Annotated in this window: 18 protein-coding genes, 1 tRNA gene and 1 pseudogene; 11 read left to right on the top strand and 9 right to left on the bottom strand. The window is 32.9% G+C overall.

Annotation, left to right across the window (positions count from 1 at the left end; genetic code table 11):
- The first annotated feature begins 26 nt into the window (after positions 1 to 26).
- The 8 genes and pseudogenes from ACFE3K_RS07635 (at position 27) to ACFE3K_RS07600 (ending at position 4923) form a co-directional block, all read left to right on the top strand.
- Positions 27 to 476 carry a helix-turn-helix domain-containing protein gene (locus ACFE3K_RS07635; RefSeq protein ID WP_375358861.1) on the top strand — a complete coding sequence of 150 codons (450 nt, stop codon included), beginning with the start codon at positions 27 to 29 and terminating at the stop codon, positions 474 to 476.
- Positions 470 to 928 (top strand): IS630 family transposase, encoded by a 459-nt coding sequence (locus tag ACFE3K_RS07630; RefSeq protein ID WP_375358860.1) that lies wholly within the window; start codon positions 470 to 472, stop codon positions 926 to 928. Before ACFE3K_RS07635 ends, ACFE3K_RS07630 begins: the two co-directional genes overlap by 7 nt.
- Complete coding sequence (locus ACFE3K_RS07625; protein WP_375358859.1) at positions 858 to 1013, top strand: hypothetical protein; 156 nt, start codon at positions 858 to 860, stop codon at positions 1011 to 1013. Before ACFE3K_RS07630 ends, ACFE3K_RS07625 begins: the two co-directional genes overlap by 71 nt.
- A 73-nt stretch (positions 1014 to 1086) precedes the next feature.
- Positions 1087 to 1347, top strand: coding sequence for a transposase (locus ACFE3K_RS07620; protein WP_375358858.1), 261 nt, complete (start codon positions 1087 to 1089; stop codon positions 1345 to 1347).
- Positions 1348 to 1499: 152 nt separating this feature from the next.
- A complete protein-coding gene (locus ACFE3K_RS07615) occupies positions 1500 to 2231 on the top strand; it encodes an outer membrane beta-barrel protein (protein WP_375358857.1) in 732 nt (243 codons plus the stop codon).
- A 145-nt stretch (positions 2232 to 2376) separates the two neighbouring features.
- Positions 2377 to 3933, top strand: a pseudogene (locus tag ACFE3K_RS07610) (methyltransferase regulatory domain-containing protein); the annotation flags it as partial.
- Positions 3934 to 4318: 385 nt separating this feature from the next.
- Entirely contained in the window at positions 4319 to 4726 is a 408-nt protein-coding gene (locus ACFE3K_RS07605; protein ID WP_375358856.1) for a helix-turn-helix domain-containing protein, read from the top strand.
- Positions 4720 to 4923, top strand: coding sequence for a hypothetical protein (locus tag ACFE3K_RS07600; RefSeq protein WP_375358855.1), 204 nt, complete (start codon positions 4720 to 4722; stop codon positions 4921 to 4923). The genes ACFE3K_RS07605 and ACFE3K_RS07600 overlap by 7 nt, the downstream gene beginning before the upstream one ends.
- Before the next feature lie 632 nt (positions 4924 to 5555).
- Here the strand turns inward: ACFE3K_RS07600 and ACFE3K_RS07595 are convergent.
- Complete coding sequence (locus ACFE3K_RS07595) at positions 5556 to 8045, bottom strand: valine--tRNA ligase (protein WP_375358854.1); 2490 nt, start codon at positions 8043 to 8045, stop codon at positions 5556 to 5558.
- Positions 8046 to 8516: 471 nt separating this feature from the next.
- Between ACFE3K_RS07595 and ubiA the strand changes: the two genes are divergently transcribed.
- The gene (gene ubiA, locus ACFE3K_RS07590) at positions 8517 to 9374 is read left to right on the top strand and encodes a 4-hydroxybenzoate octaprenyltransferase (protein WP_375359525.1); all 858 of its coding nucleotides are present in this window, start codon (positions 8517 to 8519) and stop codon (positions 9372 to 9374) included.
- Positions 9375 to 9398: 24 nt separating this feature from the next.
- Here the strand turns inward: ubiA and ACFE3K_RS07585 are convergent, their stop codons facing one another.
- From ACFE3K_RS07585 to cysS, 7 genes are all read right to left on the bottom strand, one after another.
- A complete protein-coding gene (locus tag ACFE3K_RS07585) occupies positions 9399 to 12206 on the bottom strand; it encodes a 2-oxoglutarate dehydrogenase E1 component (protein ID WP_375358853.1) in 2808 nt (935 codons plus the stop codon).
- A gap of 115 nt (positions 12207 to 12321) precedes the next feature.
- Positions 12322 to 13224: a HEPN domain-containing protein gene (locus ACFE3K_RS07580; RefSeq protein WP_375358852.1), complete on the bottom strand. Its 903-nt coding sequence runs from the start codon at positions 13222 to 13224 to the stop codon at positions 12322 to 12324.
- A 344-nt stretch (positions 13225 to 13568) separates the two neighbouring features.
- On the bottom strand, positions 13569 to 14654 hold the full coding sequence (mraY, locus tag ACFE3K_RS07575; protein ID WP_375358851.1) for a phospho-N-acetylmuramoyl-pentapeptide-transferase: 1086 nt from the start codon (positions 14652 to 14654) through the stop codon (positions 13569 to 13571).
- Positions 14651 to 16021: a UDP-N-acetylmuramoyl-tripeptide--D-alanyl-D-alanine ligase gene (locus ACFE3K_RS07570; protein ID WP_375358850.1), complete on the bottom strand. Its 1371-nt coding sequence runs from the start codon at positions 16019 to 16021 to the stop codon at positions 14651 to 14653. Before ACFE3K_RS07570 ends, mraY begins: the two co-directional genes overlap by 4 nt.
- Before the next feature lie 27 nt (positions 16022 to 16048).
- Entirely contained in the window at positions 16049 to 16966 is a 918-nt protein-coding gene (gene tsf / locus ACFE3K_RS07565) for a translation elongation factor Ts (protein ID WP_375358849.1), read from the bottom strand.
- Between the two features lie 286 nt (positions 16967 to 17252).
- Positions 17253 to 18140 carry a 30S ribosomal protein S2 gene (gene rpsB, locus ACFE3K_RS07560; protein WP_375358848.1) on the bottom strand — a complete coding sequence of 296 codons (888 nt, stop codon included), beginning with the start codon at positions 18138 to 18140 and terminating at the stop codon, positions 17253 to 17255.
- Between the two features lie 192 nt (positions 18141 to 18332).
- Entirely contained in the window at positions 18333 to 19715 is a 1383-nt protein-coding gene (gene cysS / locus ACFE3K_RS07555; protein WP_375358847.1) for a cysteine--tRNA ligase, read from the bottom strand.
- A gap of 53 nt (positions 19716 to 19768) precedes the next feature.
- On the opposite strand from cysS, the gene rodA reads away from it, so the two are divergent.
- The gene (gene rodA, locus ACFE3K_RS07550; protein WP_375359524.1) at positions 19769 to 20869 is read left to right on the top strand and encodes a rod shape-determining protein RodA; all 1101 of its coding nucleotides are present in this window, start codon (positions 19769 to 19771) and stop codon (positions 20867 to 20869) included.
- Between the two features lie 244 nt (positions 20870 to 21113).
- A tRNA-Asn gene (locus tag ACFE3K_RS07545) sits at positions 21114 to 21188 on the top strand.
- A 72-nt stretch (positions 21189 to 21260) separates the two neighbouring features.
- On the opposite strand, the gene ACFE3K_RS07540 is transcribed toward ACFE3K_RS07545, so the two are convergent.
- The gene (locus tag ACFE3K_RS07540) at positions 21261 to 22181 is read right to left on the bottom strand and encodes a hypothetical protein (RefSeq protein ID WP_375358846.1); all 921 of its coding nucleotides are present in this window, start codon (positions 22179 to 22181) and stop codon (positions 21261 to 21263) included.
- Positions 22182 to 22191: the final 10 nt, after the last annotated feature.

Raw genomic sequence — 22191 nt, 5'->3', positions numbered from 1 at the left:
GTTTTGAAGGTCATGATTTTATAAAAATGATGAAACATGAGCCGCATGGTCGAAATCGTATACGTTTATTGGCGATGTATCACCTTCAATTAGGCAAATCTTTTAAAGCCATATCTGAAATAGTGAAGTCACACTGGAAAACCGTGCAATCATGGCTCAGAAGATTTAGGAATCATGGTTTTGAAGGATTATTTGAATCACAAAGAAGCGGTGCCCCTAGGAAGATTAACACTATACAAGAATCTGCTCTTTTTGATAAAATCAATACGCTCAGTAAAAGTAAAACTGGTGGGTATATAACTGGAAAAGAGCTACATATCATGTTACTTGAGGAATATGGTGCTAAATGTGCTTTAAAAACAGTCTACAATACTATGCACCGCCTTGGTTTTAGCTGGATTACTTCTCGTTCAATGCATCCAAAGTCAAATCAAGAGACTCAAAATACATATAAAAAAACTTTCCAGACATGTTAACAAAATTATTAGCAAAAAATATCGATAGATGTAAAGTTGATATATGGTCTCAGGATGAAACTAGAGTTGGGCAACAAGGTAGCTTAACTCGTATATGGGCTAAGCGTGGCACTAGACCCCGTAAAGTTCGGCAACAGCAATTTATTTCAACATATATTTACGGAGCTGCTTGCCATGAGACAGGAGAAGCTTGTGCATTAATTTTACCATATGCAAACACACAGGCAATGAATAAATTCTTAGAAGAGCTTTCTCGCAGTATTCAAGGCAACCGACATATAGCTTTACTAACGGATAATGCAGGTTGGCACACAGCCAAAAAACTAACTGTGCCAAGCAATATCACTTTGATACCGCTTCCGCCCTATGCACCGGAACTTAATGCAATGGAACAAGTTTGGGAATGGATTAAAAATCATTTCTTGTCTAACCAAATGTTATGGTGTATATGAAGATATCGTTACTATGGCTTGTTACGCTTGGAATCAACTTGCTCATAATGTAGATTTAGTAAAATCAATTATGTATAGAGATTAGATAAATACACCGTGTTAATTATTGCAATTAGTATCAAGCGGGAAATATTACTCAAGATGTTCAGAATACGACTGTGATAGCCGATAAAGGATACGATAGTAGTGCATTTGTAGAAAGTTTAGAAAATAAGGGGTGTGAGATTGTTATACCACCAAAATCTAACCGTAAAGTACAACGTGAATATGATAAACATACTTATAAGGAACGATATTTACTTGAGTGCTTATTTGGTAAAATCAAACATTTTAGGCGTATATTTTCTAGATTTGATAAGGCTCCAGCCACTTTCTTAGCTTTTCTAAATTTCGTTGGAACTTTAATATGGTTACGTTAAAATTTTTGTCAACAGAACCTAGGAATTTATTATATTTTTTTGAAAAAGATAAATATTTATACCAATTCCCAAAATCAATAATAAAAATTTTTTATATTGACCTGCCTATAGATAATTATATAATCCACGCTTTCAATAAGTATAAAATTATAATGATTAAATTACAAAAAATATTATTTACAACTTATATATGTTTCGTAGTTTTTGTGAATGCTCAGGCAGATGAGATTACAGCTGATCAAAGATTTTTTTATATTGGTACTGAAGCTGGTATAGTAGAACCATTAGTGAAAAAGTTCCGTCATAGTTCAGGTAGTGGTTTTACTTTAAAAAGGTCTCAGATGTATAGCGGTAAGGTTGGTTACAGCTTCTATCCGCAAATGGCAATTGAGCTTTCGGTAACACACCAACCAAAATACCGACTACATTATGTTTTACCACAAAAAGAACTAGCTCCCTCTCTAATTATACCACAAACTCCAGGGAACACTAAGGTAATTTCCAATATATATATGATTAATTTAGTATATGATCTCGATAAAGTGCAGGAAATAACTCCTTTTGTTATATTAGGTGCTGGGGTGGCACGGGTAAAAGTTAACTCTGCTTCTTCTCGTTGGGATTTAATGAATGTAGAGTATTTTAGAATTAAAACAACTCGTAGTAATTGTTTTGCTTGGCAAGTGGGTCTTGGATTTTCTAAGGAGTTATCTAGCAATTTTAGCATTGATGCAGCAGTAAAATTACAAGCTGCTCATTCAATAAAGATTAACTATGCTACTTTGGATATGAAAACCCAGCAATTTATACCAGCCCCTCCTATTAAAAAGACCATAGGGGTTGAAGAATTTGGTATAGGGTTTACTTATAAGTTGCCAATTTAATGCAAGAAGACTATTAGTGTATTGAATTTTTTAGTGTATACTAGTAAAAATTTAAAGAATTGACAACAAAATACGGTGTTATCCTTGTTTTGTTTTACGTTATGGAGAATATATGACCACTAATTTAGAACTCACCTCAGCACCTCATAATACATACGATGAAGTGCCTTACGAAAGTTATCCGTACGCCTTAACCAATCCATATCACCTACGGACACTTGCTGTTTTATTTGGGATGAAACCAACAGCAATTGAAACTGCACGAATTCTAGAGCTAGGATGTGCTGCAGGCGGGAATTTAATACCTCATGCTGTTAATTATCCTAAAGCACATTTTGTTGGAGTTGATCTATCTAAAGTGCAAATAGATGAGGCTAATAAACATAAAGAAGGATTAGCTCTTAAAAATATAGAATTCCGACATTGTTCTATTACAGATATTGATGAATCATTTGGTAAATTTGATTACATAATTACTCATGGAGTAATCTCTTGGGTACCAAAATTTGTTCAGGATAAGATTTTTGAAGTAAGTAGTAAAAATTTATCAGAGAATGGAATCGCGTATATTAGTTATAATACACTACCTGGTTGGAATATGGTTCGTACCATAAGAGATATGATGCTTTATCACTCAAATACATTTAATAATATTCAAGATAAAATTGCTCAATCTAGATTGTTACTTGAATTTGTTAAGGATAGCTTGGAAACTTCCGACTCTCCTTATGCTCAAGTGTTAAAATCTGAAGCCAGTTTGCTTGCCAAACAAAATGACCATTATTTGCGTCATGAGCATCTAGAAGAAGATAATGTACAATATTATTTTCATGAATTTATGGATGAGGCTAAAAAAAATAATCTACAATATCTGTCTGATTGTAGTATAGCTAGCATGTATTTAGGAAATATGCCGACAAAAGTGGTGGAAAAATTACAAGCGATAAATGATATTGTTAGAACCGAACAATATATGGATTTCATTACCAATCGTCGATTTAGATCAACCTTACTTTGCCATAATAGTGTTAAATTAAATAGATCTATCAATAATGAGGATATTAATAAATTTAATATGACATTTAATATAGTACCAGAAAAGCCTCTTGTTGATATAGATCGTAATTCACTTGAAACAGAGAAGTTTTTTTATAATGGTAATAAGGATAGTAGTTTATCAACATCTTCTCCTTATATGAAAGCAATACTCTATACTTTCTCTGAGAATATCAATAACCCAATGAGTTTTGATAAAATTGCCGTGAGTAGCAATAAAAAATTACATGGAACAAAATTGAATGAAATAAAGGCTGAGTTCTTAGCTAATGCCATGAAATTAGTATTGCAAGGATATATTAATATAACGTTACAGGTAACTCGAAAAGAAGTAGATCTGAATAAACCTAAAGCATCAAAGCTGATCGCATATCAGGTAGCTCATACACCCAATATGTGGGTAACAAACCAAAGACATGAGGTGGTAGCTATTAACCTTTTTGAAAAATTTGCTCTGCAATATATGGACGGTAAGCATGATAATAAGCAAATAATTGAATCTGTCATGCAGCATGTTAATTCTGGTGAGATGACATTAAGCCGTGACGGTAAAAAAATAGATAATATTGATGAAGTCAGTAAAGAATTAGAAACATTCTTGCAACCTACACTAACTAGATTTGTGACTAATGCTCTACTGATTTAAAGATAAGATATACTCTAGAATAGAAAATCAAGAATTGCGTTGTATCATTCGGGATAAGAATTAGTTAATTCTTATCCCGAATTGGCTTTAATATAAGGAAAAATGCATTCTTAAAGCGGCTAACGCGAATGCATTTCAAACCTTTCTAAAGCTAAAAACATGATTTTAAAAGATTAAAAATGTTTTTAGCAAAATATTAATTTAACAATCAGATGCAGAGTCGTCTCATACTAATTGCAATAATTAACACGGTATTATAAAATGGGTTTTTAACTGATAAATAGGTACTCAAATAGCTAGGTTAATATTACCGCAAGGTTTTGAAGGTCATGATTTTATAAAAATGATGAAACATGAGCCGCATGGTTGAAATCGTATACGTTTATTGGCGATGTATCACCTTCAATTAGGCAAATCTTTTAAAGCCATATCTGAAATAGTGAAGTCACACTGGAAAACTGTGCAATCATGGCTCAGAAGATTTAGGAATCATGGTTTTGAAGGATTATTTGAATCACAAAGAAGCGGTGCCCCTAGGAAGATTAACAGTATACAAGAGTCTGCTATTTTTGATAAAATCAATACGCTCAGTGAAAGTAAAACTGGTGGGTATATAACTGGAAAGGAGCTACATATCATGTTAGTTGAGGAATATGGTGCTAAATGTGCTTTAAAAACAGTCTACAATACTATGCACCGCCTTGGTTTGAGCTGGATTACTTCTCGTTCAATGCATCCAAAATCAAATCAAGAGACTCAAAATAGATATAAAAAAACTTTCCAGACATGTTAACAAAATTATTAGCAAAAAATATCGATAGATGGATTAAAAATCATTTCTTGTCTAACCAATGTTATGGTGTATATGAAGATATCGTTACTATGGCTTGTTACGCTTGGAATCAACTTGCTCATAATGTAGATTTAGTAAAATCAATTATGTATAGAGATTGGATAAATACACCGTGTTCATTATTGCAATTGGTATGAGTATATAACCTAACATGCTGCAAAATTTTCTTTGCAGCCTCACTAGCAGGAAGGAGTGTAACATCAAGCTCAAATAAATTAGGATGAGAAATTTGAATCAAAGGATATTTTGGATAAACATCTTGTATATCGATTGATTTGTAACGAAGCAGCCTATCTAGTTGTTGAATTCTCATAATATTTTCTTCTTCTGAAATCAATAATTTTACAGGAATAAATGTTGATTTACGGCTCGATGCTAGCTGTTGTACTTGATTAAAAATCTTATGATCACCATCAATCTCATAGAGACAATTAGTAAGAACATAGTTATTATAAGTTTCTTGGCTTAGAAAATTAAAAATACCATCTCGTATATGTTTAATTGTATCCCAAGTAAATTCTGGAATAGGAGTCAACCCATCATAATTTAGAAGTGAGAAAATAGGATTATTGATATGCTGGTTGTCACATATGCTGTAGCCAGCTTTTGCTATTTCCTTTGCTTATAGTATACTTGCCAGTCCCTGGTTTACCTATTAGGTAGATAACGATAGTCATTTTGTTTAATCTCACTAAAAGCTAACTATACTAATTTTATTTATGTTAAACTCTAAAAACTTAGACATTGATTTATTAATTTTTCAAAGCATTTAATTATATATTACATTAATTACAACATCGCCATTCTTTAATACTTGATTTTTTGATGAAAATTGCTCAACAAATTCTATGGTGCGAGCAGACGTAACGTTTTTGAGATCTATTATTAATTCATCAGAAAGTTTTTCTCCTATAACTTCTAGTAGCTTAATATCAGCTTTGACTGACAAATTCTTTTCTGCTTTAGCTTTTCTAACCAAGTCTAGTATTCTAACAAGTCTATCAGGCTGAGTTTGTTCTACCGGAAAAGATAAATTTTTGATTTGAGACCAGTTGCCCCTTGTATGTATAGATTTTGTACTATACAAAATTTGCCAAATTTCTTCTGTTATATGTGGAAGGAAAGGAGCTAATAATTTAAGCAAGATTTTTATAGAATGATATAAGGTTATTATGGCACTATACTGCCCTTTATTATCTGAAGCATCCATATTATAAGCTCGGGTTTTAATTATCTCGAGGTAATTATCACAAAATACTGACCAAAAAAACTTTTCTATCAAATCCACAGCATTGGCATACTCATAACTTTGCATATCTGATTCAATTTTGCTTACTAACTCAACTAGTTTAACTATTAACCACTGGTCAAACTTATGACAAATCTTGCTTTCTATATCAGATATTTCAGCATTTTTATCTAGTGAGTCTAATTTATCGAAGTGAATAGCAGCAAATTTAGCAGCGTTCCATAATTTATTAACAAGCCTCTTGCCATTTTTCATTATGTCTTCAGAGTAAACAGTGTCTGCCCCAAGTCTAGATTTAGAAGTCCAATAACGCATTACATCAGCACCATATTGCTCTAGCAATTTTTGTGGTACAATAATATTCCCTTTAGATTTTGACATTTTGCTACGATCGAATGCAAGACACCATCCACTAATCATGATATTTTTCCAAGGCAGGGTATTTTCATGCAATTGAGCTTTAAGTATTGTGTAAAAAGCCCATGTCCTAATAATTTCATGAGCTTGCGGACGTAAATCAGCTGGAAATAATTTATGGTGACGCTCAGCATCTATATTAAACTTTTCAGATATACCGTGACTACTTAATTGCGGCGAGATGGCACTAGTAGCCCAAGTATCCATAACGTCATAATCTGGCTCTACCTCTTCTCGCGAATAGCCAATTGGTAAATCTTGGGTTGGGTCTACCGGTAGTTGGGTTATATCTGGAAATATAGCTTTGCCTACTTCACCCATTCTTTTAGAATACCAAACAGGGAATGGCACGCCAAAATAGCGTTGACGACTTATACACCAATCCCATGATAGGCTATTTATCCAATTCTCAAGCCTAATTTTCATATTTTGGGGATACCAATTAATCTCATTTGCTCGTTGCATTAAAATGTCTTTATGTTTTATCGTACGAACAAACCATTGAGGTGTTGTAAGTATTTCTAGTGGTGCCCCTGAACGTTCAGCACATTTTACTGTTTGAGTAATTTCTACTTGTTTAATTAATAAATTTTTCTCTTTTAAGATTTCAATAATTTTACTTCTGGCATCTTTTATTGTTAAGCCATTTATCTGATTATAAGAAGATGAATTTGATAATTCGGCTGGGAAATCTATCGTACCTTTTTTATCTATAATAATCTTCATAGGTAAATTATGTGTTCTCCACCAAGTTATGTCTGTTACGTCACCAAAAGTACAGCACATAACAAGCCCAGTTCCTTTATCTAATTGCACTAAATCATCTGCTAAAATAGGTACTTTAACATCAAATAGCGGTGTTATGGTAAATTGCCCTTGCAAATGTTTGTATCTATCATCATTTGGGTTATAAAATACCGCAACGCACGCTGCTAACAATTCTGGTCTAGTGGTAGCAATAATAATCTTCTCACCCTTATTGGTCTGAAAAATTATGTCATTCATCATTGAGGTTTTTTCTTGATCTTCGATATCAGCCTGAGCCAAAGCCGTTTGATCAACTGTATCCCACAATATTGGTTGATTATTGCGGTAAATTTCTCCTTTATCGACTAAGTCTAAAAATGACATTTGTGATATTTTTCGTGATAACGGATTAATTGTTTGATACTCTAAGGTCCAATCAACCGATAAAGCCATTTGATTAAATAATGAACGAAACTTTTCTTCCTCAGAAATAACGACTTCTTTACATATTTCAATAAATTGCTCTCTTGCCATACTAGCTGCTTTTAGCTGCTTTTGTTTTTCAACTAAACGTTCGGTAGGCAAACCATTATCATCAAAACCGATTGGATAAAAAATATTTTTACCTAACATCCGTTTAAAACGGACAATAAAATCCGCCTGGGTATAACTATAAACATGTCCTATATGCAGTTGTCCTGAGACTGTTGGTGGCGGAGTATCTACTACAAAACTATTTTCTCTTGTTTCATTTTTATCCCAAAGATAAATTTTTTGTTCTTGCCAAAATTTTTGCCATTTTCTTTCGCTTTCACTAAAGCTATAATCTTTTGGAAATGCTATCATAATAATATCCTAATTATATAGGGAGTGTTGCTAACTAACCTGAATTCGATATATAGCTAACTTAGTATTACGCCGTCATTACGAGGAGACCAAAGGTCGACGAAGCAACCCATATCTTATCATTGATTGCTTCGTTGCCACTAAAGTGGCTTCTCGCTAATAGACGTTTGTGAGTTTGGTATAATAGACTTACTGCATAAGTCAATCTAGTTGGTGATTTTGTCGTCGAAACTCGCCTCCGCTCCTCACGTACGTCTGTGTACGCTGCGGTGCTCGGCTGCGTTTCTCCTAAAAATCCCTCAACTATCTTTGATTTATGCAGCAAGTCTAATACTAATCGGGTTAGCTATAACGAGTTATGCCAAATTCGGTTATATTTGTGAATATAGCAGATTTTTATGTTCCACTAATAGCTATTATCATTATTTTTGTGGTATTGCTCATTTTTTTAACCAAGATATATTATAATTAATAGTGATGCCAAATAAATTTTTCCTAAGTCTTAGTTTAATGAGGCTGTACAATCCTACTGGCTATCTGTTACTATTTTTCTCAACATGCTTTGGGCTACTTCTTACCAATATTGCAATTTATAATTTAGTAAAATTATTATCATTATTTTTTATTGGAAGTATCATTACTAGGGGAGCTGGTTGCATTCTTAACGATATTTTTGATAAAGATTTTGATAAGCATGTTTTAAGAACAAAGGATAGACCATTAGCTAATGGATCATTAAATGTAAATGAAGCGATGATTTTGCTAACTATATTATCAGTCTGTTCCTTGATAATTTTATTATCATTAAATAAAACAGCGATTTGCCTAGGGTTTCTTAGCTTTATCATGATTGTTTTATATCCGCTAATGAAAAGAATGACAAACTTCCCGCAAGTATTTCTAGGACTAACATTTAATGGAGTTTTAATTGGTAATAGTGCGGTAATTGATAAAATATCACTAGAAGCTATTATAATGTATATTGCCTGCTGTTTTTGGATTATTGGTTATGACACTATTTATGGTTTTATGGATATAAAGGACGATAAGAAGATTAAGATCAAGTCAATGCCACTTTTTTTAGAAAAGAGAAATTATAAATTATATTTATATGTTTACTATACCATCTTCATATTACTATTCATACTTGCTAACATTATAGCAACCCATCGACCTAACTATATAGTTATTCTCTGTGCTTATATAATGCTAACTTGGCAGGTAGTAACACTAGAAATCTCAGACCCACAAAATTGTCTTACTAGGTTTAAAAATAATAATTACGTTGGTTTAATCTTGGCTTTAGGTGCATTAGATTTGTATAACTAAATAATTAACGTTTCTAACTTAACTCTATCCCTTAATTATCAAGGCTTCTTCAAGCAATTTTTTCTGTTGCTCATTATGTATGATCGGTGCGCCAACTGCTGGTGAAGCAGACTCATTCCTACCAACATATACAAATTGATTATTAATTGATGCATTTTTTAGGATATCATTTAAGTGATCTTTAACAAAATTCCATGCCCCCATATTTTTGGGTTCTTCTTGACACCAAATAAACTCTTTAGCTTTATTATATTTACCTAATATTTTAACGATAAAATCCGTTTCAAACGGATATAACTGTTCAAGTCTAATAATTACAATATCTAAAATATTCTTTTCTTCTCTTTTTTCTAATAAATCATAGTAGACTTTACCACTACATAATATAATTCGTTTCACTTCCTTGGCATTTATAGCATCATTAATTTCGTCTAGTACAGGTATAAAGCTCGTATTCTTATCAAGTTGGGAGAGAGGTGATACAACCATTTTATGTCTTAATAAAGATTTCGGTGACATTACTATTAGTGGTTTACGAATATTACTGTATATTTGACGACGTAATAAATGAAAAAATGAAGATGGCGTCGTAGGATATGTGACTTGCATATTATTTTCAGCAGCAAGCTGCAAGAACCTCTCGAGTCTTGCAGAGCTATGCTCTGGACCTTGTCCTTCAAGTCCATGTGGTAGTAGTACTACTATACCGCTCATCCTAAGCCATTTGCTTTCACTACTGGAAATGAATTGGTCGAAAATTATTTGAGCTCCGTTAGAAAAATCGCCAAATTGAGCTTCCCAAATTACTAAATCTTTTGGATTAACTAATGAATAACCATACTCAAAACCTAAAACTGCATATTCAGATAAATTACTGTCAGCAATTTCAAAATTTTCTTGGTTTTGCGATAAATTATTTAATGGTGTATAAGTTCTATCATCCACCTGACTATGTAACACTGAATGACGGTGAGAGAAAGTGCCACGCCCACAATCTTGACCAGTAAAACGTATTCTAGTGCCTGAATTTAATAAACTAGCAAAGGCTAACTGTTCTGCAGTTGCCCAATCAATAGGTCTATCTTGCTTTAAGGTATTTTCTCTTAATTCAAATAATTTTGCAAGTTTGGGATTTAAAGGAAAATCTTTTGGTATCTGACAAAGCTTTATACCAAGTTCTTTTAAGGTATTTTTGTTAACACCAGTAGAGAGCATTTGAGCATTTGATCTAGTATAACTAGACCATAAACCTTCTAAAAACTGAGCTTGCGGTTGATAATTTTTGGCTTGTTCATATTCTTGATCTAATTTCAGTTTAAATTGTTCTTTCAATGCAGGAAAATAATTTTGGTCAATTATTCCGCCTGCTATTAGGTTATTTGCAAAAATAGTTGCCGGGGATTGCTTATTTTTTATTACATTATACATAACAGCTTGAGTATACATAGGTTCATCACCTTCATTATGACCATATTTACGATAACAAATGATCTCAACTACTATGTCTCTAGCAAATTTATACCGATAATTCACTGCAATATTGGTAGCCTTGATCACTGATTCAATATCATCACCATTTACATGTAGTATTGGACTATTAATTATCTTAGCAAATTCAGTAGAATATCTACCTGGTCTAGTGTCATAACTATTCGCTGTAAATCCAAGCTGATTATTAATGACAAAGTGAATAATCCCGCCAACATTATAAGGCTTTAGATCAGACATAAATAAACTCTCAGCTACTACACCCTGACCACAAAAAGCACTATCACCATGAACTAAAATACCCATTACTTTCTTACGATTAGTATCTTGGATGCTATCCTGTTTTGCTCGTACTTTACCAGCTACTACTGGATTCACCGCTTCTAAATGCGATGGATTATCTGCCATAGAAAGATGTACCTTAACCCCCTCTCTTATCTGATCTGATGAATAGCCAATATGATACTTCACATCACCTGAAACACCTAAATCGGTTGGCAATATACTACCTGTTATAAATCCAGATAAAATAGCTTTATAAGGTTTAGTCATTACCTTAGCTAGTGTGCTAAGTCTTCCTCGGTGAGCCATACCTATTACTACATCTTCTATTCCATGGATAATAGACATATCTATAGCTTTATCTATAGCCACTACACTTGCCTCTCCACCTTCCACTGAGAAGCGTTTTGCTCCAGGAAATTTGGTATGTAGATATTGTTCAAATCCTTCAATTTCTACTAAGTCTTGTAATATATTCTTCTTGTCTTGTGCTAATTCTAATAGACTCTGGTTATTTTCTATCTGCTCAAAAAACCAAATTTTCTCATCTTCATTGATCACATGAGCAAGTTCTACGGCAATATCTTTAGTATAAGTTTGATCAAGTAAATTAACTAATTCCTTAAGTGAACATGCTTTTATTCCAAAAAATTTATCATCAATTTCTATAATATTATTCAACTGATCTGTGGTAAAACCAAAATCTTCTATATTAAGTCTCAACTCATTTTTAGTCTTAAGAACTTCAAGATTCAATGGATCTAGCTTGACTAAATAATGTCCATAATTACGGTAGCTGGCAATCATTGCTTTTGCTCTGAGCTTGTTAGTTGCAGCAGAAAATTCCGTAACATACGGCAGAGGTTTTTCTTGAGGTGAAGTAATAACATGAGCAATGGTTTTATTAACTTGGTAACTATTATTATTCTCAATATTTTGGAAATAGTTTTGCCAGCTTTCATCAACTGCTTTATGATCTGATAAATATAGCTGATATAGCTCTTCTATAAAAACAGCATTACTACCAAATAAAAAACTAGTTTGTTTTAAATTCTTATCCATAAACTCCTATTCCTGATTAGTAAAAAACCTAGATAGCATTTCCCGTGGGGAATGTTATCGTTCTTGGTCTTGTAAGTATCATTTCCAATTTTCCAAATCATGTGAGTATATACAATTACGTTACTTCTGTATTATTAATTCTTTCTAAACAGATTCTTTCAGTAACTGTCTTTAATTCTTCTACCCGGTTGATAAGATAAAGTAATTGTTCTTTACTAATTTTATAGTGTTTATCATATCTTGCACCAACATAAGCATTTAGGAGTAACTTAAAGCACTCTTCTTGTTCAAGGGTCTCAAGTGGAAATATCTTGTAGAGGTCATAATGATAAATTCTAGCCTGCTTGTTAAGTTCCAGTATATCATGTAACTTTGGTTTATAACCAGTAGAAACTAGCAGAACAGCATTATAAAAGCTCTCGGTAGCTTGATGAAGTGAAAAGGCTGATAAAGCATTTTCATTATTTTCAAGATAAGCATTTACACCAATAAGAAATCCTTTACCTCTTCCAAACCAATATTCATATTCTTCCTTAGCTAGTGGTCTTCGTTCCGACCATGGTAATTTTTGAGCTTCAGATAATATAAATTCACCACTATCATATAAAAGAACTCCTTCTTTCTTGATATCACAAAAGAAATACTGACCTTTTTCCAATTGGCTATTTACCCGCTTAATAGGCTCAAATATCAGGGTAACTGACTGCCTTTTTATCATGGTCTCTATAGCAATTGGGAATTTTTTATCGAGCCTTTTTTCTATCGTATATTGTAATTCTCTAGCTTGATGACCTGCATATTTGCCTTTCTTTAAAATCAACAAAAGATCAAAATCACTTTGATAGCTGTAGGTAATATGCTCTTGCTGATATATGTCTTGTACCCAATCGCCTCTAGCATAAGAACCAAATAAAATAATCATCGCTATTTTTGATTTGCCTACGTCTAGAATTTCTTTAACAATATTGTCTAGTTTTTCTTTAATAACTAGTGATCGGCTAGGTAAGGTAGTTTTCATAAAGCTATTTTTTTCTCTTAGATCAACTATATAGCAAATAATTAAATAATCAACAATAATTTAATCGTAGACTGTAAAATAATTTAAAATTGCAATCAATAATTGTGCATGTCATAATCAGCAATAATAATACCATTTCCCAAAACTAAATTGCTACTCGGAGTACGAGTGTCGAGCACCGGAGCGTACATACTAGTACGTGAGGAGCGGAGATCATGAAGTACGACGACGTGATGATTAGTTTTCGGAAATGGTATAATATATATAGTCAATTGATGAGAAGTAGATAGTGCCGTCTTCGATCGCTCCTGCTACCCAATCTTCCTGAATTGACTATAGCTTTTCTACCGCAGTTTTAGTGAAGATAAACCAATTAGAGCAAATATTATGGCTATAATCCAAAAACGTATCACAACTTTTGATTCCGGCCAGCCATGTTTCTCAAAATGATGGTGCAGCGGGGCCATTTTGAAAATTCTTTTACCATTAGTAGCTTTAAAATAATATACTTGAATAATTACTGATAAAGTTTCAATAACAAATAATCCGCCAATAATTGCTAGTACAATTTCATGTTTAGTTATAACGCTAATAACACCAAGAACGCCACCTAGACTTAGGCTTCCAGTATCTCCCATAAAAATTTCTGCTGGCTGTGCATTAAACCATAAGAATCCTAGGCTAGCACCAACAATTGAAGCACAGAAGATAGTTAATTCAGAAATATTTGGTATATACATAATTTGTAGATAATTTGCATAGAAACTATTACCGACCAAGTAAATAATTAAGGTAAAAGAACCTGCAGTAATAGCAATAGGCACTATGGCAAGACCATCAAGACCATCTGTTAGATTCACCGCATTTGATGCACCAACTATCACAAACATGCTAAATGGTATATAAAACAAACCTAAATCAATCAATAAATTTTTAAAAAATGGAATAGTGAGCAGATTGTTTCCCTGACTATTGGAGTCTCTTAATAGTAAACAGACAATTAGACAAATAGTGAACTGAAAAAATAATTTCTTCTTTCCGCTAACGCCTTTATGGTGGTTTTTTGTTACTTTAGCATAATCATCCATAAAACCAAGTACACCAAAACTAACAAAGACAAATAACACTATCCATATATATTTATTAGTAAGGTCAGAGAATAATAGAGTGGAAAGACAAACGGTGAAGAGAATCATTATCCCCCCCATAGTTGGTGTTCCTACTTTTGCTTTGTGCGTTTCTGGTCCGTCGTCACGAATTGGTTGACCATATTTTTGTAAATTTTGTAAAAATCTAATTAATCTAGGTCCTATTAAAAAAGCAAGGGTCAAACTAAATAATATGGCAAGTCCAATACGAAAAGTAACATAGTGGAATAAATTTGCTATATGTAATTTATGTATATAGGGGGCAAGAAGGTTGTATATCATTGTAGCAATTCAAAAGATTGTATAATTTTACTAAGTTGGATACTGTTAGATCCTTTTAGTAAGAGTAATTCATCGCCTTTAAGTAATTCATTTAAGTTTTCTATCAACAAATCAACATTATCAAAATGCATTTTTTCTATGTCATTTGGCAAAGAGTCATATATATGTTTGGTAAGATTACCTACTAAAAAAACCCTCTTAGTACCGGAGTCAATAATTGCTGGTATTAAGTCTTTATGGAATTTTATGGAATTTTCTTCCAATTCTAGCATATCACCTAGTATAGCAACTTTTTTCTGTCCACTAAGCTGTTTTAGATATAATAAAGCAGCTTTTACTGATGCTGGATTAGCATTATAATAATCACAGATGATTTGATAGTTCTGATCATTATATTTAGCGTTGACTAATTTACCACGTCCTTCAGTTAATGATATTTTGCTTAATTGTGTTATTGTAGCATTAATATCTAAGTTCAGTATTGCTGCTACCTGAAGAGCGGCAGTATAATTTCTAGCATAATGTTCCGGTACAAAAGGAATTTTAGTATCTATTTTAGTGTTACAGATAGAATAATGTAGACGTACTTCTTGTCCAATATGCTCATATGATGTTAATCTAGAATCTGTGCCTTCAGATTTACCAAAACTATATATATTATTAATCGATAATTGTTTAAGATGCTGTAAAATTCTGTCATAATATTGATGGTCTGAATTTACAATAGCTATGCCATTTTTTGGCATTCCTTCAAAAATTTCACATTTGGTATCAACCAAACTAAGCATAGATTCAAAAAATTCAAGATGGGCTTCCGCTATTGTGGTGATTACTGATATGTTAGGTCGTACCATTTTTGTCAGCTCTCTTATTTCTCCTGAATGCTTCATACCCATTTCAAAAACAGCATATTCTATATCATCAGGCATCGAAGCAAGATTTATAGGCACGCCAAGGTGGTTGTTAAAATTTCCTCTGCTAGCAAAAGTAGGTCCAAAATAACTTAATATAGTTTTGATTGCTTCCTTAGTACCCGTTTTACCAATACTACCGGTAACACCAATAAACCTTGCTTTAGATTTCTTACGTTTATACTCAGCCATGTGGTGTAGAGCAGTTAAGGTATCAGAGACCATAATTACTTTATTATCAGATAATCCTTTTATTTCCTTACTAATAATTACTGCATTTGCCCCTCGCTGCAGAGCATGTAAGGCATAATTATGTCCATCATTATTACCTTGCAGAGCAATGAACAGATCGCCGTTTGTAACGGAATTGGAATTAAACTGAATCTGCCTCCCCTGAATATCAGGATGTACTTCAATATTCAACGCACTAGTTAAGTCTTTTGCTGACCAAATCATTATTTTTTCAAATATAATCAGTTTTTCCTAACTTTGCATGACAGCTGCAACTTCGTCCGCAAGATTTTTATCTTCTTGCTTTATGCCTGCACCTAGTTCATATCTTATAAATTGTGTAATTTTAATCGAAGTTCCTAATTCTTTTGCAGCGTTATCCATAACTTCAGAAACTGTTAATTTATCATCAAATAAAAAGTTTTGTTCAAGCAGAACAACTTCTGCTAGGAACTTACGTATTCTACCTTCAACCATTTTTTCAATGATATTGTCCGGTTTACCGGAAGCTTTTGACTGTTCAAAAAATATATTTCTTTCACGTTCAATTAATGTTTGATCCAAACTTGATGCATCAAGACTATAAGGATTACTTGCCGCTATATGGGTAGCAATTTTCTGTCCTAATTCTAGAAGCTTAGCTTTATCTTTAGTAGTTGATTGTAAACCAACAATGACAGAAATCTTACCTAGACCATCAGCAACAGTATTATGTACATAAGATGCAACTACACCTTCTGATACCCGTAAAACATCCATACGACGTAGATTTAAATTTTCACCAATTGTAGCAATATTGTCTAATATTTCTTCTTCAACGGATCTACCTGTTGATGTTTTCGCTAATTTTAGTGATGGTAAATTATCTTGTTTCAAAGCTAGTTCAGCAATATTCCTAACCAATTGCTGAAACTTATCGTTTCTTGCAACAAAATCTGTTTCCGAATTTACTTCTATAATAGCCCCAACATTATCTTTAATGCTTATTGCTGTTAGTCCTTCAGCAGCAATTCTATCTGCTTTTTTTGCTGCAGCTGATAATCCTTTTTTTCTTAACCAATCAATAGCTGCTTCAAAATCTCCCTTTGCTTCAAGCAAGGCCTTCTTGCAGTCCATCATTCCTGCAGCAGTTTTCTCTCTTAATTGTTTTACAAGTCCAGCATTTATCATTTTACTCTCCTTATTTAAGGTTTATAGTTATTTTTATTGGATTGAGGAGTAGTATACTCAAGTATAACTTCAAGAATTGGTGTTCCTGCGACCTAGCATCCCTACACCTTCAATGTCATCCCAGCCTAGACTGGGATATAAAATGTCTAAAGCACCATTCCTGTCTGTTTCTTTAGATTCCGCACTGAAGTAGGAATGACATCGAAGGGGAATCAGAGATAGCATCAACCCTAACGGGAATAACATCGAGGCTACTTAATTAAGTTAATACTCCCATAAGTACTAGTTATTTTGTTGTTGCAGCAACTTCTGCAAGCTCTAAAGCTGTCTCAAACTCTGACTCTAGTGCTTCTTGATTATTTAGATTTAAAATTTTAGAAAATTTCTTGGTTGATTTTAACTTAGTAACACCTTTTATATTTGTACCTTTTTCTTCATGAGTAGCTATGCTTCCTAAATCAACACCAGATGCAGCTAAAGCCTCTTCTATACCGGCAAGTACGGCATCAGCAAACAAGGTGCAATAGAGTCTTATAGATCTTATTGCATCATCATTACCAGGAACAGGGTGGTCTATATTATCTGGATTGGAATTAGTGTCAACAATAGCAATTATTGGAATACCTAACTTTACTGCTTCTTGGATTGCTAAATGCTCCTTATTAGTATCAATTACCACAAGCAAATTGGGTCTTGTCCCAATATGTCTAATACCCCCTAAGGATTTAAGTAATTTATCCTTTTTACGGGTCATTTCCAGTATTTCTTTCTTAGTATAACCGGAATATTCCTCTTCATTCCCTAAAACTTTCTCAAGATTATCCAGCTTTTTTATTGAGCCAGAAATTGTCCCCCAATTAGTTAACATACCACCAAGCCATCTGTGGTTAACGTAATATTGCCCACATTTCTCTGCATACTCAGCTACTATATCACTGGCTTGAACTTTAGTACTGACAAATAATATTTTACCGTTTTTCTTGACAGTTTCATAAATTACACCCAAAGCTACCTGCATTAGAGCAGCAGTTTGTTGTAAGTCAATTACGTGAATATCATCTCTTACACCATAAATGTAAGATGCCATTTTTGGATTCCAACGTGAGGTTTTATGACCAAAATGCACCCCAGCATCCAGTAAATCTCTGACATTAACAGCTTTTAGTTTAGACATTATTAAATCTCCTTAAAATGTTAGTTATGTACCTACATATTATAGGTACTCCTCCGCAAGAGTTGATACCAAAGAAATTGGACTAACAACTAGGCTCTTACGTGTGAATTTTACTTTAATATTAATAAGCAAAGCTTATTATATATTTGATCAACATATTTGCAAGGGTTATGTTGAACGTAATATTCTTAATTAAACTTTTCTCCAACTAGTTGATCCATCTAGTTTGTCTTCTAGAATTATGCCATCTTTTGATAAATTTTGACGAATTTGGTCTGCTAATAACCAATTTTTTTGTAATTTGGCTTGCCTACGTTGCTCAATATGTTGGAGAATTGGTTCATCATTTATTTCACAGTAAAACCACTTACTCGCTGGTTGGGTCATTAGACCTATAAAATTGCTGCATGAAAGTAAGTAAGAGGCATATAAGTACTTATCATCTTCTTTGTTACTTGCAAAGATCAGTTTAGCATAATCGTTTATTATTCTAATGGCTAGAGGTGTATTCATATCATCGAATAAATGAGATGAAAATTCTTTTGGAATGTTCTGTACGTTAAGTTTGTTAATGTCCAAATTCTCTATCGCTCTATACCAATAATTCATTGTTTTTGTAGCATCTTCTAGAGCTTTATTGTTGTAATCTAATGGTTTACGGTAGTGGCTACTCAGTAACAGTAATCTAACTACGCTACCAGGGATTTTTTGGTCTATTAAGTCTTTTACCGTAATAAAATTATTGAGCGATTTACTCATTTTCTCACCATTGCAGGTCAGAAATCCATTATGCACCCAATATTTAGCAAAGTGAGAGTTCGGGAAAGCACATGTACTTTGTGCTATTTCATTAGTATGATGAGGAAAAATTAAGTCTGCCCCTCCACCATGAATGTCAAAATTTTCTCCGAGATATTTATAGCTCATCGCTGAACATTCTATATGCCAGCCTGGTCTACCTCTTCCCCAAGGACTATCAAAATTTGCCAATATTTCTTCATCTTTACTGGCTGGTTTCCATAATACAAAATCATATGGTTGCTTTTTTGATGGATTATTTTCAATACGCACTCCCTCTAGCATTTCATCAAGATTACGATTTGATAATTTTGTATAATTTGGGGCAGTAGAAATATCAAAATAAACATGGTTATCTGCAATGTAAGCATGATTTAGATCAAGTAATTTTTGAATAATCACAATCATGTCATCAATATGCATGGTGGCTTTTGGCTCAATATTTGGCGTTTTGCAACCTAGATATTGCATATTAGCATGAAATTCTTCGGTGATTCTAACTGTTAAGTCAGAAATCGTTATTTTGAGTTCTTTGGCTCTATTTATTATCTTATCATCAACATCGGTAATATTACGCACATATTTTATATGATTTTGACCAAATATTTTGCTTAGTGAGCGGTATAAAATATCGTATACTACTACGGACCTAGCGTTACCAATATGGGGATGATCGTAGACAGTTGGTCCGCAAACATACATTTTTATTAAATTACTATCTAGCGGTACGAAAACTTCTTTCTTGTGAGTAAGTGTGTTATGTAATAATAATTTCATGTTCTTTGTCTTGTTTTATAGTTAATTTTTATGGATATCTACCTAAAATGTCAATTCAAAAAAATTATTTTGAAAAGCTAAAAAAACTGCCGATTACTTTAATTATTCTTATTAGCGTAATTTGCAGTATTGGTTTTGTTGTACTATATTCTGCTTCGGATGGTAATATTCAACCTTGGGCGTATAAGCAGATGATGCATTTCCTCCTGTTTTTACCAGTTGCGATTATTATTACAACCATTGATATAAAATATATATTTAAGTTTTCATATATATTTTACATTACTATTATTATCTTATTAGTTAGTGTTGAGCTTTTTGGATCTATTTCTATGGGAGCAAAGCGTTGGATAGATTTAGGAGTTATCCGTGTGCAGCCTTCTGAACCAACAAAACTAGCATTAGTGTTAATGTTATCTAGGTATTTTCATCAACTAAAAATTGAGAACTGTGCTAGATTTTACAGGATATTATTGCCTATAATAGGTGTGATAGTACCAGTTATACTGATAATAAAAGAACCGGATCTAGGTACTGGAGTGATTAATATCATTATTGCTAGTATTATTTTTTTTGCTGCTGGTTTTAGAGTGAGAAATTTTGTGATAATTGGTATTATAGTCCTTACTTGCATACCAGTTATATGGCAAGTGATGCATGATTACCAAAGAAAACGAATCATGGTTTTTTTTGATCCTGAAAAAGATCCTCTTGGAGCTGGATATAACATTATTCAATCAAAAATCGCTATTGGTTCTGGTGGGTTGTGGGGCAAGGGGCTAGCTAAAGGTAGCCAAAGCCATCTAGATTTTTTACCAGAGCATCAGACCGATTTTATCTTTGCTACTTTTGCTGAAGAATTTGGTTTTGTTGGTAGTTTGTTTCTGTTAATTCTTTATTCTGCAATTATAATAATTTCATTAATGATTGCTGTGAATTGTAGAGCTATATTTAGTAAACTGATGGTAATAGGCATAACATCAATCCTATTTAGTCATGTATTTATAAATATAGCTATGGTAATGGGATTATTACCAGTGGTAGGTGTGCCTTTACCTTTTATATCTTACGGTGGTACAATGATGGTATCAATGCTTATTGGTTTTGGATTAATAATGAATGCTCAGGTACACCAGCATAGTAATGTTTCTTAAATAGACCTCTCTTGCATAATACCACTTCTATTGGTAATTTGTACGTGCTACCGGTATTCTGCTCCTCACGTACATTTGAGTATACTCATACTCTGCGGGTCGAGGTTTCAAGTTGCCTTTAAATTCTTCAGCATAAACGAATTCTGTAAGAGGTCTATTGATTTTTTATAGATAAAACAAGAAAATACTAGACCATAGTCAAAAGATTTGTTATAAGCAACCTAGTCTATACAAAGGCAAATGTTCCTCGGTAGCTCAGTGGTAGAGCAAACGGCTGTTAACCGTTCGGTCGCTGGTTCGAGTCCGGCCCGGGGAGCCATTCAAGACTAGTAGTAGTTTTTTCAAATATATCAAACGGGAGTATTCTAGTAAGCTACTTTATCTCTTGAAATCATAGCAGTGTATTACTCAAACTTAGTTCTTTTTGTAAATTTTTCCATAAAAACTGATCTGATTGAACTAATTTAATCAATTTATCTAGGGATACTCTATCTTCATTACCATTTCCATGGATTAATACTATATCACCATCTTTAACTGTCTCATGTTCAGGAATCTTATGTATCCATACACTTGCACCTAATTGTATTAGCCCGTAAGAAGTTAATATATCTAATATTTCTTGACTGGCTACTAACCCAGGAAATCTAAAAAATGGAGATGGTAATTCGCCCCTTTCAATTAGTAAGTGTTCGGTTTGTAATATTTCATTTTCTATATCAGTATTTGGTAGTAATAAAAAATTGTCTGTAAAATCTTTATCAGGGTAGAAAATATGACTAAAACTATGATTAACCCACGTAATTTTTATATTGTGGGTTGGAAGAGTTTGTAACCACATAAAGTCTTCTAGATGAGTTGCTATCCATAAACCACTTACAGCTATTAATAGGTTTATTTCTTGACTTCTTTTAGCAGTTTTTAAAATTGCATCAAATAAATTATGTTCTAACATTTTTATTGATGGACACATATCTATGGATAAAAAACATCCTTTGACTCCTGGAATATTCTTGATCCCTTGATTCTCTCTACTATCTTTTATATTATTAAAATAATACAATGATCTATAATATACAGAAGATTGAAGTTCCTTTAATGAGAAATATCTGCCATCTTGATAACTCTTACGGTAAGCACATAAGTTCTGAGCGACTATCTTAACTTCTAGAGTATTAATATTAACTATTACAAAATACTCCTCATTACTCCTTTTAAATGACCGAATTACAATAAATGACTGATTATTAAATATGCATGGTATATGAGATGTTTTTTTGTAATTAAAGATTAACTTATTTGTTTGTTGCATAAACCTCTTT

The organism is Candidatus Tisiphia endosymbiont of Neophilaenus lineatus (assembly GCF_964264975.1).
Taxonomy (GTDB): Bacteria; Pseudomonadota; Alphaproteobacteria; order Rickettsiales; family Rickettsiaceae; genus Tisiphia.
Note: the sequence above shows the minus strand (reverse complement) of the source record. Positions and strands in the feature narration are given on the sequence as shown.